Raw genomic sequence first — 15,709 nt, forward strand, 5'->3', positions numbered from 1 at the left:
GTTATGAAATATTAGTTGACAAATCAACCAATATCCAGTATACTCTTTAAGTGTGAGGAGATTATAAGATGAAAAACTGGGTTTGTAAAAAATGCGGGTATGTTTATGTAGGCGAAAACGCACCGACCCAATGTCCGGTATGCCATGTTCCGGCTTTGCAGTTCAAAGAAAAAACAGCCGGTGAAGAAAAAAGAGTATTGACGTCAATTACAAAACTCAACATCCAATACGCACATAGGTTTTTGGGTTATATTGGGGAAGCGCAGTATCTTCACGGACACACCGGAACCTTAACACTTGAAGTAGAAGGCGAGGTAAACAGTTCAAATGGTTTTGTTGTGGCTTGCAATAGTATCAAAAATCATGCGTGGGAATATTTAGTAAATTTTGATCACGCGATTATTTTACAAAAAGAAGACCCTATTCTTCCTGAACTTCTAAAGGTATACGAAGCTCAAGGAATTAAGGGCGGCTCATCATGGAATACGAGCGTCGGCATAGCTTTTGATACTGAGCTTGCAAAGGCTTATCCGGAATGCCGCCTTGTAGTTGTTAAAAAGGTTGCAACCGTTGAGAACTTGATTGAGGTTTTCTACTCTTTATTGAAAGATACTCTTAATATCAAGAAACTGACATTTACATCCGGCGACAATGCCGCTTCCTTTAGTGTCAAATAACGATAAAAAGAGAGCTGTTGTCTAACAAAAATTTTGGTTTTACAACGGCTCCCTTTTTTAGGTAAAATGCCCGGGTTACAAAGCGCTTTTTTGCTATTATGCAGTCCGGAACGTCTATGCCTATAGGGATAAATAAGCCCGTACCCCCTCTTTGACAAAAATTTCAAATTCCTCTATACTGGCATGGTCAGTCTATTGCCTCCCCTAAGGGGAAAGAGCCTTTCTTTATGGTATCATCGACAAAAAAGGAGCGTGGTTTTCAGTGGGTGAAGAAAGGATCGGGCAGGGCCGGGATAATATCAGAGCCTATCTGGAAGCTCACGGCGAAGATGCCGTGTCAGTAATAACGCCGCCAGATATAGCGAATGATACTGCGGTGATGAAGTTGCTTGCATATGCTCAGGAAACGAAAACCCTTTCCTATGACGACCTTTCTGATTTTTTACCGGAAGGGTATATCGCAAACCCGGATAAAATGGAACAGCTTCTCGTCCTGTTAGCCGCGCATACGATACAACTCATTGATGATGATACGGCGGATACAGAGCCGGAGCTTCGGAAAAAAGACGCGGTTGAAAAAAAAAGGCTGGCGTATAGCGGGAAAGAATCTTCAGACGACCCTATTCGGGTGTACCTGCGGGAAATCGGGAAGGAACATCTCCTTACTGCTGAGCAGGAGGTGGATGTTTCCAAGCAAATGGAAAACGGGGAGAAAATCATCACCGGGGTTATCAAGCAGTCGGGGATGCTTATTGGGGAATTGTGGCATATCCGTCACCGGGTTTTTTCCAAACATGATCCCCGGAAATTAGGACTAGCCAAAAAGGAAGCCATCGAATACTTCACCGAATACCGCCGGCTGAGCCAGTACTACAGGGAAACTCTTACCACCATCGGGGTGGATCTGAAAAATTATATTGAAAGCAAGCAGCGGATCATCGGCCTGGGAGGAGATATTGCGGAGGATCAAAATCTCCGCAGCCTGCGGGTCCGTATCCTTACGGTGATTGAAGACGCCGGGATCCACCCGGATGAAATTGCGGCCTTCTCGGAAAAGTTTGTCCAAGCCGCAAAAAAAATAAAGCGCTATACCCAGGAGCAGGAACGGATTGAAAAGCGGCTCCGCCTTAGTTCCCTCAAAGAACTGAGCGTCCTGGGCCGGGGCCTGACCATCAAGGAAGAGCGGGAACGGTTAGAATCCGACCTAAATCTTAGCGCAGATGAGATAAAGGAACTTATCCGGCATATTCAGGTTACGGAGAAAAAACTCCGGCAGATAGAGACGGAATTTGAAGCGTCAATAGAAAATATCAAGCTCCAGGCTCAGGAGATACACCGGGGCCAGGTAATGATGAAGAAAGCGAAGGACCGGCTTACCACGGCAAATCTTCGGCTGGTGGTGTCCATTGCCAAACGGTACAATAACCGGGGGCTCCATTTTTTCGATCTCATACAGGAAGGGAATATCGGCCTTATCAAGGCGGTGGAAAAGTTCGACTACCATAGGGGCTTCAAATTCTCCACCTACGCCACCTGGTGGATACGGCAAGCCATCACCCGGTCCCTCTCGGATCAGGCGCGGACCATCCGTGTGCCGGTTCACATGATCGAGCAGATCAACAAGGTGTCGCGGGAATCCAAGTCACTCTTGCAGGAGCTGGGTCATGAACCTTCGGACGAGGAAATCGCGGAACGCCTGGGCTGGACCAGTCTGCGGGTAAAGTTGGTGAAGAACGTGGCGCGGGAACCGATCAGCCTGGAAACCCCTATTGGAGAAGAAGAGGATTCCCTGCTGGGAGACTTCATTGAGGACAAGGACGTGGAAAACCCGGCGAACCAGACCGCCTACGCCCAACTCCAGGAAGATATTTCGGATGTGCTAAAAACCCTGCCGCCCCGTGAACAGGAGGTTCTCAAGATGCGTTTCGGCTTGGACGATGGCTATTCCCTCACCCTGGAAGAGGTGGGGCTCTACTTCAACATCACCCGTGAACGGATCAGGCAGATTGAAGCTAAAGCTCTGCGCCGTCTGCGGCACCCTAAGCGGAGCCGGAAACTAAAGGACTATTTGGACCACTGAGAAATTTTGCAATAGTTATATTGTATAAATCAAGGGAGATTAGTATGACCGATTTTGCGGCAATTGATTTTGAAACTGCTAACCAGAGTCCTTCCAGTGTTTGTGCAGTAGGTATTATTATTGTCAAGGATGGTAAAATAACAGACACCTATTATAGTCTCATTCGGCCTGTGCCAAATTATTATCTTGGCTGGTTTACAGAGGAAATACATGGAATATCTTATGCGGATACTATAGAAGCAAGACCTTTCCCGGAAGTCTGGGCGGAAATAACGCCGAAAATTGCAGGACTTACCCTTGTAGCCCATAATAGTCAATTTGATGAAGGATGTTTAAGGGCTGTACATAAAGCATATGAGATTCCTTATCCGGAATACGCTTTTCAATGTACTTGCAAAGCTTCACGCCGGATATTCGGGGAAAAGCTGCCCGATCATAAACTGCCTACTGTAGCAAAAAAATGCGGGTTTGACCTTTTGAATCATCATAATGCATTATCTGATGCCGAAGCGTGTGCAGTTATAGCCAAAGAAATCTTATAAAATGATAGCCCGCCCGTTATCGGACCAAGGGTCCGGTAATGTAGCTTTTCTTTTGTATTTCATGTTAAGATTTTTCCATGAAACCTCTAAGCGAAAGAACCGCCGATTTTACCGATTCGGTCATCCGTCGTATGACCCGGATTTCCATGCAGTACAACGCCCTGAACCTTTCTCAGGGCTTCCCCGACTTTGATCCGCCGAAGGAAATTACGGATCGTCTGGCGGCAATTGCCGCTGAAGGCCCCCACCAGTATTCAGTCACCTGGGGCGCCCAGAATTTCCGGGAAGCCCTGGCGGAAAAACAATCCCGGTATATGGGCCGTCCTGTCGATCCCAATACAGAAATTGTGACCACCTGCGGCAGTACCGAGGCGATGATGGCCGCCATGATGACCGTGACGAACCCCGGGGATAGGGTGATCATTTTTTCCCCCTTTTACGAAAACTACGGCGCCGACGCTATCCTTTCCGGGGCCGAACCCATCTATGTGCCCCTTCGTCCGCCGGAATTCCGTTTTGATCCCAATGAGCTTGAGTCCGCCTTTAAGCAAAATCCCAAGGCCCTGATCCTCTGCAATCCCTCCAACCCCACAGGCCGGGTGTTCACCAGGGAGGAACTGGGGGTCATCGCGGATCTGGCGAAAAAGTACGATACCTATGTGATCACCGACGAGGTCTATGAGCATATCGTCTACGCTCCCCATGAGCATGTTTATATTTCTTCCTTCCCGGGTATGGAGGAGCGGACCCTTTCCTGCAGTTCCCTTTCCAAGACCTACTCCATTACCGGCTGGCGTTTGGGGTATATCATTGCCCCGCCGGAAATTATTGATACGGCGAAGAAGGTCCACGATTTCCTCACCGTAGGCGCCGCGGCGCCTCTGCAGGAGGCGGTTATCCCGGCGCTCCGCTTTGGAGAGGATTACTACCGCCGCTTACAGGAGGAGTACACCGAGCGGCGGGATCTTTTTGTTAAAGGGCTGGAAGATCTTAAGCTCCCCCACACCAATCCTGAAGGGGCCTATTACATTCTGCTGGACATTTCCGAATACGGCTATGGGGATGATCTCCTCTTTTGCGAGGATCTGGCCCGTAAGGTGGGCCTTGGTACAGTACCGGGTTCCAGCTTTTTCCGGGAGCCCGTAAACCACCTGATACGGCTCCACTTCGCCAAGAAGAAAGAGACCCTCTTTGAAGCCCTGAACCGGCTTGAGACTATGCGGGAAAAGATGAAAAGCCCGTAGCGGAGGCAAATTACTGTTGTACAGGCGCCCTTTTGGCGCGGTCTTTAAAAGAAGGCATAGCCAAAACCGAGGGATACAACACCGGAAGGTAATATACCGCTATGGGCAATCCCCGCACCTGGATCATCAGTTATGGTAATAGGAACCTTTATGCTCGGGGATATAAAAAAGCCGCCGGCTCTTCCGACATCAATCGTCCAGCCAAACCCGGGAACAACACTAAAACTCGACCATGACTTCGAGTCCGGATGCTCAGGGTCCGTATAATTATAATATTGTCCGTTACTATACCCGGAATGGTTTTCCGCCTCCTGGATGCGAAAGTTTGTATAATAACCATACCCTAAACCAAGTTCTATAAAAAACCTCCGGCCAGCCGGGTACAATCGCGTGGCTATACCTGCGTTGACAACACTATGATATTCGCTCTCATATTTATCGACAAAAGGCGTAAAAGGCAAATAGTTATAGTACGCATACGCGCCAATGGTAACGTAGGGGGTAATTACATATTCATACCTGAGACCGCCGCCAAGAAGGCTTACGTCGGCGGAAACAAAATGGGTCTGCGCAAAAACCCCGCCGCCGATAAGCGCCGCAAGCGCCAATAATAGAACAATACGCTTTTTCATATTGCACTCCCCATCACAAACCGAAAGCGGTTCATTGCCTTATGCCTTTGGTTGACGCCGGAGCGGACGGTGCGCTTGATACTGCTTGCCCTGCGGCCGATGGTTCCGCCGCTGTACTGCCGGTATTTGCAGCGCCGCCATCGTTAAAATATACCGACGTTGTTACGGTAGTAGTGGTGGCGCCATCGGCTGTTACCGTTACGCTTCCGGTTTCCGTTAATGTGGCCGTATATTTAATGGCAAGAGCCGAGCCATACCATGTTATAACCCGGCTATCGGGCACGGCAATGGGGGTGCCGGGAAACCTGGTAATTTGAACCCTTTTGTCAATTGCCACATTGATAATAGCGTCCGCCCCAAGCTCTTGCGCTTTTTTCAACAACCCCTGGTAGGTGAATATCTGGCCTTCATTATTAAGTATGCTGTCGGTAGTCAGAAGCCGGGTTTCGGTAAATACAAGCCCCACGGGTTGAAAATCTTTTACTGGGGTGCGGATATGCTCGCCAAAATTCCCATCATTCGTACCCTTGGTGGTGATACATCCGGTAAAAACTGCAAAGACAGCCAGGATAAACAATGCCTTGGCAAACAATTCCTTTTTCATAGAAAACCCCTTACTTTATTTTTATGGAATATATATTCCATAATTTCCCGAAAAATAGGCTTCAAAAACTTACTAAAATACAATCTATTTGCGTAGTATTCACCATATCATATCTAATACCATGGTGTCAAGAATTATTTTATAGGCTAATAACATAGAAAGGGCGGAAAACAGGCAGGTTAAAAATTAGGGAGATACAGCATTTTTGACGATTCAAGACCTTTTCATAGCAAATTTAAAAGGGTATCGGAAGCTGCGGAAGATTTCCCAGATGCAGATGGCCGCGTTATGCGATTCTTCTACCGGGTATATTGGGGAGATTGAGTCCGGTAAGCGTTTTCCTTCTGTGAACATGATTGAGCGGATAGCCAAGGCGCTTCAGATTGAGTCCTATTTCTTATTCAAAAATGAGCCGATAAGTCCTCCGGTTTCAAATTCCACCATTAAACTTGCCCCTTCCCAAAAAAAAGAACTTCTGAATAAGGTGAATTCCGCATTCTCAAAGATTTTAGATGGTTTTTAAAGACCGAAGGTCAACGCAAGGGTGACTAAAACGGATAGAACAAGAACCCCCGAAAAGCCCTTCCGCCCTTCGGGGGGTTCTGCCTTAATAGCTAATCGATCTAAGCGTCAGCTTTCCGCTTGCAGTTCCGCCGCTATCCTTGGCGGCAAAGTAAAGATTCCCGTGGGAATCCTTCAGGGTGCGCAGCATACGTACCCTGCTGGGCTGGTTGTCCTGTACAATGAACGGGACCGCAGCGCTGCCATCGGAGGGCGGATTTTTGAATACCAGGGTTATGCCCGGATCGGCCCTGTCAGGCTCATTAGGACTGTGGCCTCCGGTAAGGATAAAATATACATCACCCTTATTGGTTTCTTTTTCGATCATCCATGCGCTCAGATACGTTGTGGTAGTCCCGGTATGCGCAGGGTAGCTGAACAGGAGGGTTCGGGCGGCATCTCCTTGACCCGCATTGGCAAGGTTTACCGTATACACTCCGCCGCCGGTCCAACTGGCAAAGTAGGCGGTATCGGGATTTTCAGGGGCAAACTGAAGGGCGCGTACGGTTCCCGAAACGCCGGTAGCCGGGTTTGGTACGGAGATGGAGCCTTCGGCTGTTGGCTCGGCCGTACCGGCGCCCCATTTCCAGACTTTGACCACCCCGGTATTTTTAGACTCAATAACATAGCTGTCGTTGTACTTTATCCAGTGGGTGGAAACCCCGTCAAGAGCGCCGGACCTGGTAATCTCCAGGGTTCCGGGATTGATCTGATAAACGCCGGTCCCTGCCGACCCGAGGCCGACAATAAGGTAATTACCCCTGGCGGCGATTGATATGGTACCATCAGCGGGGGCGCCATCGGCGCTGACATTGGTCTTACCCACCGGTTTACTGCCCCGTATGTCATAAACGTTGACGTAGACTGTCGTGTCCTCCACACTTCCGATAACCAGATAATCATCGGTCAGGGCAACTGAAGCTAAACCATCGTGGGTAAAAGCGGCGCCTTCAAAATCAAAAGTCTTTACCGCTTGCCCCAGATTTTGGTTATAAATATGAATTTTTCTGTTTCCCACGGCATCTCCAATAGGGGTAATAACCGCAACGGTTCCTTTATGTGAGGTAACAAATTGGGCATTAGCAGGAAGCTCCGCCGTATTAGGCGTCCCGTCGGGATTGTCAACGCTCAGTGCATTCAGCTTGACCCCGTTTGCATAGACAAGGCTATCCGAGCTTATCCTGGAAATGCTGGCGCCGGAAAGGGCGTCCAGGGTCTTAACCAGACTTGTGGAAGGGGGCGTATAAGCCGGAGCTTTCGGGCTTTCCGTAGTTTCCGGGCTTTTCGGAGTTTCCGTTACTTTGCCCGTAAGGCATCCCGCAAGTATCATCATGCAGAGGATCGCCGGGCCCCATTTTAGCTGTTTTAATATCATAAAAACCTCCTGGAAATTTATGTTATAGGTCTAACAAAGTTAGAAATGTATAACTTATATCTACTCTACACCGCAATGGAGTTTTAGTCAACTAACAATCATTGTATGCCGGTAGTTTTCTCCCTAGGTGTATGAAATAGTAGACACCTCATCAATGTTTTTTGGGAATGATCGGAAAAAAATGTTAAAATATTGCAAAAAAACCATAAATACACCAAACTTAAAAAAAGTAATCAGTTAATCAATATTTAACTAAATTGTGCAAGGGTGACATCATGCATAGATTAAGGGTCTTTTTCTTATATTTTGCAGTTTTATTGGCATGTACCCGATGTGGAAACCCTCTTAACGCAGTGATTGAACGAGTTCCATTAACCCCGTCTATAGGTGATCCGGAAACTCCATTAATACCGGATATTCCAAAAATTATAGATGGAAACTATAGCGCCAGAATACTTGTAACGAATCTCATTAAAGATCAAAATATAACCGGCATTAGTACAGAGAAAACTACGTATCCGGACCCCATCCTTGAAGATGACCAAATTATTAAACCTGGCCATGAAAAGTCCGCATGGGTTGAATTCGATTCCAAGGATGTTTCATTTACCTTTTATTTTGCAAAAATAGATGATCCATTCACTAAAACGTCTGAAACTTTTGAGAAGGCTTTACACCTTTATAAAGATGGATTTACAAGGATTTATCTCTACCGTACTACGGGCGGAGCAATATCTATAAGCCCGGATCCCAGTCCTGATGATAAGGAACCCGGTACACCCCTTCCAATACATGATAGTTATATTGATGTCTATAATCTCACAAAATTGATCACGATCAATGAAGTAACTTTCGATCCGACCGCTGATCCGGAATCATTAGGCCCGATAGAACCGGGAACTGAAGGGATAACTTCTGTAGAGAATGGCATAATACAGCTTACTATTGACTACGGTGATCCGGCTGAACAACTGATTAAACCAATTGCTGTACTCCCCGGAATTGTTACGAATGTCTACTTTTATAAAGCCAAAGACGGAACGTTTAAAGCTGAAGATGTTAGACCGGCTGATGATAAATTATATAATGAGACTCCGGCGGTTCCGGCCTCATCTATTCCCGGACCAGATGAGGGAAACAGCCCGGGAACAATTAATAGCAGTAATAGTGATTCTTTAGGCCTTCTTGTTGTAAGAAACCTGTCTAAAAGCATTGACGTTGATTCAGCTACGTTTACTGCAAATTTCCTGTCTGATCCTCCTGCTTATACTATGGTTCCCGGTCCAAAGGCACGGAGTGAAAGGTCGATACTATTAGGCCCAGGGGAATGGTCTATAGTTGCTGTTTTTAATACAACTGAAACAACGCCGGCTGCTATTACGAAAACAATTAAAACATATACAGCAGCACCTGGCCCTCAATATGTATATTTTTATAAGGATAATACAGGACAGTATGCTATAGGAACAGATGATACTATGCCTACAAACCTATATCCCGATGAAAATATTGAGGACCCTGACGACCTTGTTACCGTTGGAATGGGCAAATTAAATATCATAAATAGCTCAGTTACCAACGATAGCATAATTAAAGTCGAAATAAACGATACATTACTTGGTTGGACTGAAATTGACTTTCTTGGCAGTCAAATTTATGCCGGAAGCCAGCTTTTTCCGGATAATTTAAGCGTTCCAACCGGCACTCAAGAATTCAGATTTACCCTTTCTTCAAAACCTTATTCACATAGTAATACCGTATCGAAGTCTATACCCCAATATAACCCGGCGAAACCGGATACAATAGCAGCCATTACATATATAGATCAAATGAGTCAAAACGTAGAGGGAATGGGAACATTAATAATAGCAAATAGTACTACCGGAACCAATATAACTAAAGTAGTAGCTTTTACTCCGAGCATTAATTTAAGTGATCCTGCTGCACTGGTTAATTCTGAATATTATGTTGATCCGGATACGCCAATGATGATCTCCTCCGGAAACAGTGGTTCTATGATGTTAAGTAGTGGCGGGGCTTCACAGTCATATATAGTTAGACTTTATATTAATGCAAATGTTCATATTGATAAATTTATTAAAATAAAAAGCCAGGAAATAACTCGGATAACGTTATATGACACTGACTTGACTGAGTCATCTGCGGAAGGGTCCGATCCTTCTTTTGGAACAGGCGGAAAAGGAAGTTTAGTTGTAAAAAATGCTTATTCCGGCAAGATTCCGATGAAGATCTTTAAAATTCAAATATATGAGTTGACCAGTGCTGATGATCCAGGTGGCAGCCCTAGTGCCTATTCTTATGATGAAACTCCGGATTATCTTGGGATAGGAGATCAATGGGCTACTGCTGAATTACCCTCCGGAAAATACTATAGAATAAAAGTAATTGCCGGAGCATATACTTGGGATCATTATGTTGGTGATGGCGGAGCCGGAATTATTTATGATTGGGATGTAGTATTTATACAACCACATACTAGGAGAATTGTTGAGTTTAATCCAGTTGGCAAAGAAATACCAGCTGGTGACCCGGTTAAAGTAGTTTTTCATAATAGTGACATTAGTAATTTATCTAATGTTATTCGAATTCAAGTAACGAGTGAGAATTTTGGCGGTATTTCATTAATTCCGCTTCTTACCGTCTCACCGCAACGGAATAATATTGTATATGAATATAATGGATCAATTTTAGCATCTGCTCCAAATAATACTTTTACATTCTATCTTCTTCCTGGAAAGTATAAAATTAGAGTACAAACAGATGTTAGTATAAGAACTAACACATGGTATGGAAAAATATCTATGGACATAATACTGCCAACATATAATTATTTAGTGGTTAATCTAAATAGTACTACGGGAACAGGAGCAACATTGATATATAGCGGCCTAGAAGTTTTTAGTGACTATTGATCTTCCGTTCCGGATTGCTTGGATACGATTAAAGGAAAACGGCTATGAAAAGATTTATATACATACTGCTATTCTTCATGACAGCAAACATATACTCCCAACACTTCAAGGACGTAGACGAAATCTATATCGCCCCGCCAAGCGGCGGCACTGCCGAAGAAAATGATTTCTTCGCAAAGGCCCTCGAAATGGAAATGAGTTCAAACAACCACTATACCGTAGTCCCCAGCAGGGATGAAGGGCCATGGTGGGTTAATGTTGAACTAACCCTGGAAGAATATGATGACGAAAAAATTCATGTGGTCTCCATAACCCTTATGGACAAAACCGATGGGCATCCAATGATCACCCAGGAATTGGTATACGAAGTAACGCCGGAAGAAACCTACGAAATGATGCCCCAGGTAGTTTTCAGTATTCTCTCAAACATTCCGGTAACTGAAGTTGAGCCTTTAGTAGTATACCGGGACGGAATAAGCGGCGTTATGACAGAATCAGAAATAAAAGAATTAGTAACGACAGAATCGGTACTGACCGATACGGAACGGTTAGAATACGAAAGACTTAAAAGCGCTGAATGGAAAAACAAGTGGCTGTACCTTGGCGGACATCTTTCAATATCTCCGGCTGTATATATCGCAGACGGAACCCTCTTGGGCCTTAATTGGTTTATACCGTCCATGAGTATATTTGCGGAAGGGCAAGTCTTAAATTGGTTATCCATTGAGATGGGATTCACCCTATGGTATGAACAGGACGAAATAGTAAATATCAAATATACCGGAACTTCAATACCCCTCCTGCTTAAGTTTTTAATAAAGCCGGGCAATAGTATTATGCTTGAACCATTTGCCGGAACCAATTTTTACTTTGGCGATCACGCTACTTCGCTGAAAAATTTAGTCGCCGGATTACAGTTTGGCGGAAATGTTGGAAACGGCGTATTGTTCTTCGATATGCGAGCGGCCTACGATTTTGAAGATACTCCGATACCTGTAGACACACAAACCAGGTATAATGTTGGTTCCGGCTTTACCCGGTTTCAATTCTCTATCGGCCTTGGGTACAAACTTGGGTTCTTTACCCGGCCGGGAAAACATTAATCCCTTCCCCCGCCCCCTTGCTACGATTCACTCCGGAGGGTATAAAACATCATGACCTTGATCTCAGGCGGCCGCCTGATTAACCCCCAGTCCTCGGACCTGGATATAGCCTTTGAAGGCAGTCGGATCGTCCGTATCGGGAAGATTGATCCCCGGGACGGAGTTTATGAGCGGGTTATCGATGCCCGGGGGAAGACGGTTGTTCCCGGTCTGGTTGACGTACATGTCCACTTCCGCGATCCCGGCTTAACCTATAAAGAAGATATTATATCCGGCGCGGCGGCTGCGGCCCGGGGCGGTTTTACCAGCGTGGTCTGCATGGCCAACACCAAGCCGCCGGTGGATAACGCCGAAACCCTGGCGGAGGTCCTGGCTAAGGCGGCAGAGGCTGCTATCCGGGTCTATACGGTGGCGGCGCTAAGCCGGGGCATGGGCGGTAGGGAACTTACCGACATGGCAGGGTTAAAAAAGCTCGGCGCCCTGGGCTTTAGTGATGACGGTATCCCTATCCGGGATTCGGCCTTTTTACAGAAAGCCCTGTTAGCGGCCCGGGAACTGGATGTTCCTATCAGCCTCCACGAGGAGGATCCCTCCCTGATCGGCGTACCCGGTATAAACGAAGGAAAGGTGTCCGCCGCAATGGGAATGACCGGAGCTCCGGCGGTGTCGGAAAGCTCCCTTGTGGCCCGGGACTGTATGCTTGCCCTGGCCACGGGCGCCCGGGTCCATATTCAGCACCTTAGCTGCGCCGAATCCCTGGAGCTTGTGCGGCTGGCCAAGCGGCTCGGCGCCGGTAGTACTGCCCGGCTTACCGCCGAAGTAACCCCCCAGCATTTTTCCCTCACCGAGGATGCGATCCTTAGCCAAGGAACCCTGGCGAAGCTCAACCCGCCCCTGCGTACCGAGCGGGACCGCCGGGCCCTTATCGAGGGGCTTAAGGACGGGACCATCGACATGATTGCTACGGACCACGCCCCCCATGGCGCTGAAGAAAAAGCCCGGCCCTTTGCCGAAGCCCCCAGCGGACTCATAGGACTGGAGACCGCCCTGGCCCTGGGGATCACCAACCTGGTCCTACCGGGGTACCTTAGCCTGGACGAGCTTATCGGGAAAATGACCGCGGCTCCGGCGGCGCTCTACGGGCTTGAAGCGGGGTTTCTGGCGGAAGGCGGCCCTGCGGACATCACCATCATTGATGATAGGGAGCGCTGGACTGTTTCCGGCTTTGTTTCCAAATCCTCAAACTCCCCCTTTGTCGGACAAACCCTGACGGGGAAGGTGAAGTACACCATCTGCGCCGGGAAAATCGTTTACCGGGACGGGGAGGCGTAGCAATGGCCGTGGTTATTTCCAACCGGCAGGTTTCACCGGATTTTTATTTGCTGGAAACGGAATGTACCGCCCGGGACCGCGCTGCCTGGGACGGGACCGGGGGCGCCGCTCCGGGCAGCATTCCTGCGATCCGCGCCGGGCAGTTCTGTATGCTCCGTTCCTGGGACCGTATCCCCGTACTATCCCGGCCCATCAGTATATTTGACGCCGATGGAGACAGGATTTCTTTCTTATATAAAACCGTAGGCCGGGGAACGGCGATCTTTTCCCAACTCAAACCAGGTGACAGTATCACTGTTCAGGGGCCTCTTGGGAGAGGCTTCCCCGATGTAAGCAGAAGGGTTGCCATGGTTGGCGGCGGCGCCGGAATCGCCCCGTTTTACCTGGGGGCGAAACAGTACCGCGCCGCCGGCAGCAAGGTTGACCTGTACCTGGGCTTCAGCGGTGCAGCATTCCTGACGGAGGAATACCGGGGCCTTTCGCGGGAAATTCCGTTGCAAAATGCGGATAAGCTTACCGTGAATGTTGGCGGTTTTATCACCGACGATCTTGATCCTGCGGGGTACGACGCGATTTTTACCTGCGGTCCGGAGATTATGATGAAGGTCCTCTGGGAAAAATGCAAAGCCGCCGGGGTAGGGGATAGGCTCTTTGTATCCCTGGAGAGCCGCATGGCCTGTGGAGTGGGGGCCTGTTACGGGTGCAGCAGAAAAACTACGATGGGAAACAAAAAGGTCTGCAAAGACGGCCCGGTTTTTCCCGCAGCGGAGGTGTTTGACCTATGAAGCCCAGCCTTGCGCTTGATTTTGCCGGGGTCCTCCTCAAAAATCCCCTGGTCCTGGCCTCGGGGACCTGCGGTTTTGGCCGGGAGTTCAGTGAAATTTTTGAGCTCCGCCGCCTGGGGGGGATCTGTTCCAAGGGCCTTACCCTGGGAGCGAAAACGGGTAATAGCGGCATACGGATCTGGGAAACCTCCGCCGGGGTGATGAACAGCGTGGGCCTGGAAAACCCCGGAGTTCCGGCCTTTATCGAAAAGGAACTTCCCTTTATGCAAACCCTGGGTCCGGAAGCCGGAGGTCCGGCACTGATCGTCAACCTGGGTGGCCACAGCATTGATGATTATCTTGCGGGGGCGGAGCTCCTCAACAGCGCCGGTTTTGATATCCTGGAACTGAACATTTCCTGCCCCAATGTAAAGGCCGGGGGTATGGCCTTCGGTGTTAAGACCGAAGTTGCCCGGGGTGTGGTGCGCGCTGTCCGCAGTATTTGTAAACACCGCCTTATGGTAAAGCTCTCCCCCAATGCGGAGGATATCGTAGCCCTGGCTCTGGCCTGCGAGGAAGAGGGGGCCGACGCAGTATCACTGGTGAACACCTTCCTTGCCATGGCCATCGATATCCAGAAACGAAGGCCCGTGTTTGAAAATACCTACGCGGGACTTTCCGGCCCCGCCATCAAGCCCATAGCCCTGCGCATGGTCCATCAGCTTGCCGGGGTCCTGAACATCCCCGTGATGGGCGCAGGGGGAATAACGAGCTGGCAGGATGCGGTGGAATTTATCATGGCAGGAGCCGCGGCGGTACAGATAGGGACCGCTAATTTTATCAATCCGGGAATATCTCTGGACATACTGGCGGGCTTGGAAACATGGATGGAATCCCAGGGCATTGCGGACATCCAAGAAATACGGGGGAGTGTATGACAAGTTGTATTACATACAATATGGACCGCTTATTCGAAGCGGTGGCGGCTAAGGGTCATGTATGTGTTGGCCTGGATACTTCCACGGAGTATATACCCCCGGCGGAATTGAAGCGGGCTTCCTCGGCGGCGGCGGCGGTACTGGCCTACAACAGGGCGCTCATCGATGCCTCCCTGGACGTTACGGCCTGTTATAAGGTGCAGATCGCCTACTACGAAGAATTGGGTCTGGCGGGGCTTGAGACCTACGCTAAAACCCTGGCCTATATTCGGGAGCGGGGAGGGCTGATCATCGCGGATATTAAGCGGGGGGATATTGCGGATACCGCCTCCCGCTATGCCAAGGCCCACTTTGACGGCGACTTCGAAGCGGATTTTGTCACCCTCTCCCCCTATATGGGAATGGATTCCATAGAACCCTGGCTCTCCTGGGCGAAAACCAAGGGTAAGGGCGCTTTTGTACTCATGCGGACCAGTAATAAGGGTATGAGGGATTTTGAATACCAGGAATTGAAAACAGGCGGCCGGCTCTACGATGCCGTTGGGGATCGCCTTTCGGAACTGGCCGCTGCCCATCTTGGCAGTCATGGCTACGGAGCTTTCGGCGCCGTTGTTGGAGCGGACCCAAAGTCCGGCGCCGAGCGGGAAGAGGCCGCGGCCATCCGGGAGAAGCGGTCCAACCTGTTTTTCCTCATCCCCGGTTACGGCGCACAAGGAGGGGGCGCGGATGACGCCGCACTGCTGCTGCGGAACGGCAATGGCGGGGTGGTAAACGCCTCCCGATCCATACTCAGGGCATGGTCTTCCACCGGGGCGGCTAATAGCTTCGCGGAGGCGGCCCGGAATGCGGCTGTGGTAATGCGGGACGCCATTAAGGCGGCACTGAACCCCGGAAAAAAATAAATTCTCCGGTGATTATCGTGTC

14 protein-coding genes are annotated in these 15,709 nt (G+C 48.8%); 11 read left to right on the top strand and 3 right to left on the bottom strand.

Going from position 1 to position 15,709, the window contains the following annotated elements:
- The first annotated feature begins 68 nt into the window (after nucleotides 1-68).
- The 4 genes from LQZ19_RS10460 (at nucleotide 69) to LQZ19_RS10475 (ending at nucleotide 4,543) form a co-directional block, all read left to right on the top strand.
- Nucleotides 69-677 (top strand): 6-carboxytetrahydropterin synthase, encoded by a 609-nt coding sequence (locus LQZ19_RS10460; RefSeq protein WP_411047617.1) that lies wholly within the window; start codon nucleotides 69-71, stop codon nucleotides 675-677.
- Between the two features lie 232 nt (nucleotides 678-909).
- Nucleotides 910-2,757, top strand: a complete 1,848-nt coding sequence (gene rpoD / locus LQZ19_RS10465; protein WP_411047641.1) for an RNA polymerase sigma factor RpoD — start codon at nucleotides 910-912, stop codon at nucleotides 2,755-2,757.
- Between the two features lie 44 nt (nucleotides 2,758-2,801).
- A complete protein-coding gene (locus tag LQZ19_RS10470) occupies nucleotides 2,802-3,299 on the top strand; it encodes a 3'-5' exonuclease (protein WP_411047618.1) in 498 nt (165 codons plus the stop codon).
- 77 nt (nucleotides 3,300-3,376) lie between these two features.
- Nucleotides 3,377-4,543, top strand: coding sequence for a pyridoxal phosphate-dependent aminotransferase (locus tag LQZ19_RS10475; RefSeq protein ID WP_411047619.1), 1,167 nt, complete (start codon nucleotides 3,377-3,379; stop codon nucleotides 4,541-4,543).
- A gap of 44 nt (nucleotides 4,544-4,587) precedes the next feature.
- Here the strand turns inward: LQZ19_RS10475 and LQZ19_RS10480 are convergent, their stop codons facing one another.
- Together LQZ19_RS10480 and LQZ19_RS10485 are read right to left on the bottom strand one after the other, a co-directional pair.
- Nucleotides 4,588-5,175, bottom strand: coding sequence for a hypothetical protein (locus LQZ19_RS10480; protein WP_411047620.1), 588 nt, complete (start codon nucleotides 5,173-5,175; stop codon nucleotides 4,588-4,590).
- Between the two features lie 31 nt (nucleotides 5,176-5,206).
- Nucleotides 5,207-5,779, bottom strand: a complete 573-nt coding sequence (locus LQZ19_RS10485; protein ID WP_411047621.1) for a hypothetical protein — start codon at nucleotides 5,777-5,779, stop codon at nucleotides 5,207-5,209.
- A gap of 205 nt (nucleotides 5,780-5,984) precedes the next feature.
- Between LQZ19_RS10485 and LQZ19_RS10490 the strand changes: the two genes are divergently transcribed.
- Nucleotides 5,985-6,302 carry a helix-turn-helix domain-containing protein gene (locus LQZ19_RS10490; RefSeq protein ID WP_411047622.1) on the top strand — a complete coding sequence of 106 codons (318 nt, stop codon included), beginning with the start codon at nucleotides 5,985-5,987 and terminating at the stop codon, nucleotides 6,300-6,302.
- Between the two features lie 84 nt (nucleotides 6,303-6,386).
- On the opposite strand, the gene LQZ19_RS10495 is transcribed toward LQZ19_RS10490, so the two are convergent.
- Nucleotides 6,387-7,715, bottom strand: a complete 1,329-nt coding sequence (locus tag LQZ19_RS10495; protein ID WP_411047623.1) for an LVIVD repeat-containing protein — start codon at nucleotides 7,713-7,715, stop codon at nucleotides 6,387-6,389.
- 275 nt (nucleotides 7,716-7,990) lie between these two features.
- Between LQZ19_RS10495 and LQZ19_RS10500 the strand changes: the two genes are divergently transcribed.
- The 6 genes from LQZ19_RS10500 (at nucleotide 7,991) to pyrF (ending at nucleotide 15,687) form a co-directional block, all read left to right on the top strand.
- Nucleotides 7,991-10,648 carry a hypothetical protein gene (locus tag LQZ19_RS10500; protein WP_411047624.1) on the top strand — a complete coding sequence of 886 codons (2,658 nt, stop codon included), beginning with the start codon at nucleotides 7,991-7,993 and terminating at the stop codon, nucleotides 10,646-10,648.
- Nucleotides 10,649-10,725: 77 nt separating this feature from the next.
- On the top strand, nucleotides 10,726-11,751 hold the full coding sequence (locus tag LQZ19_RS10505; protein WP_411047625.1) for a hypothetical protein: 1,026 nt from the start codon (nucleotides 10,726-10,728) through the stop codon (nucleotides 11,749-11,751).
- A 51-nt stretch (nucleotides 11,752-11,802) separates the two neighbouring features.
- Entirely contained in the window at nucleotides 11,803-13,083 is a 1,281-nt protein-coding gene (locus LQZ19_RS10510; protein ID WP_411047626.1) for a dihydroorotase, read from the top strand.
- A gap of 2 nt (nucleotides 13,084-13,085) precedes the next feature.
- Nucleotides 13,086-13,868, top strand: a complete 783-nt coding sequence (locus LQZ19_RS10515; protein WP_411047627.1) for a dihydroorotate dehydrogenase electron transfer subunit — start codon at nucleotides 13,086-13,088, stop codon at nucleotides 13,866-13,868.
- The gene (locus tag LQZ19_RS10520; RefSeq protein ID WP_411047628.1) at nucleotides 13,865-14,785 is read left to right on the top strand and encodes a dihydroorotate dehydrogenase; all 921 of its coding nucleotides are present in this window, start codon (nucleotides 13,865-13,867) and stop codon (nucleotides 14,783-14,785) included. The genes LQZ19_RS10515 and LQZ19_RS10520 overlap by 4 nt, the downstream gene beginning before the upstream one ends.
- Entirely contained in the window at nucleotides 14,782-15,687 is a 906-nt protein-coding gene (gene pyrF, locus LQZ19_RS10525) for an orotidine-5'-phosphate decarboxylase (protein WP_411047629.1), read from the top strand. Before LQZ19_RS10520 ends, pyrF begins: the two co-directional genes overlap by 4 nt.
- Nucleotides 15,688-15,709 lie beyond the last annotated feature (22 nt).

The organism is Treponema primitia (genome assembly GCF_046533075.1).
Lineage (GTDB): Bacteria > Spirochaetota > Spirochaetia > Treponematales > Breznakiellaceae > Termitinema > Termitinema primitia_B.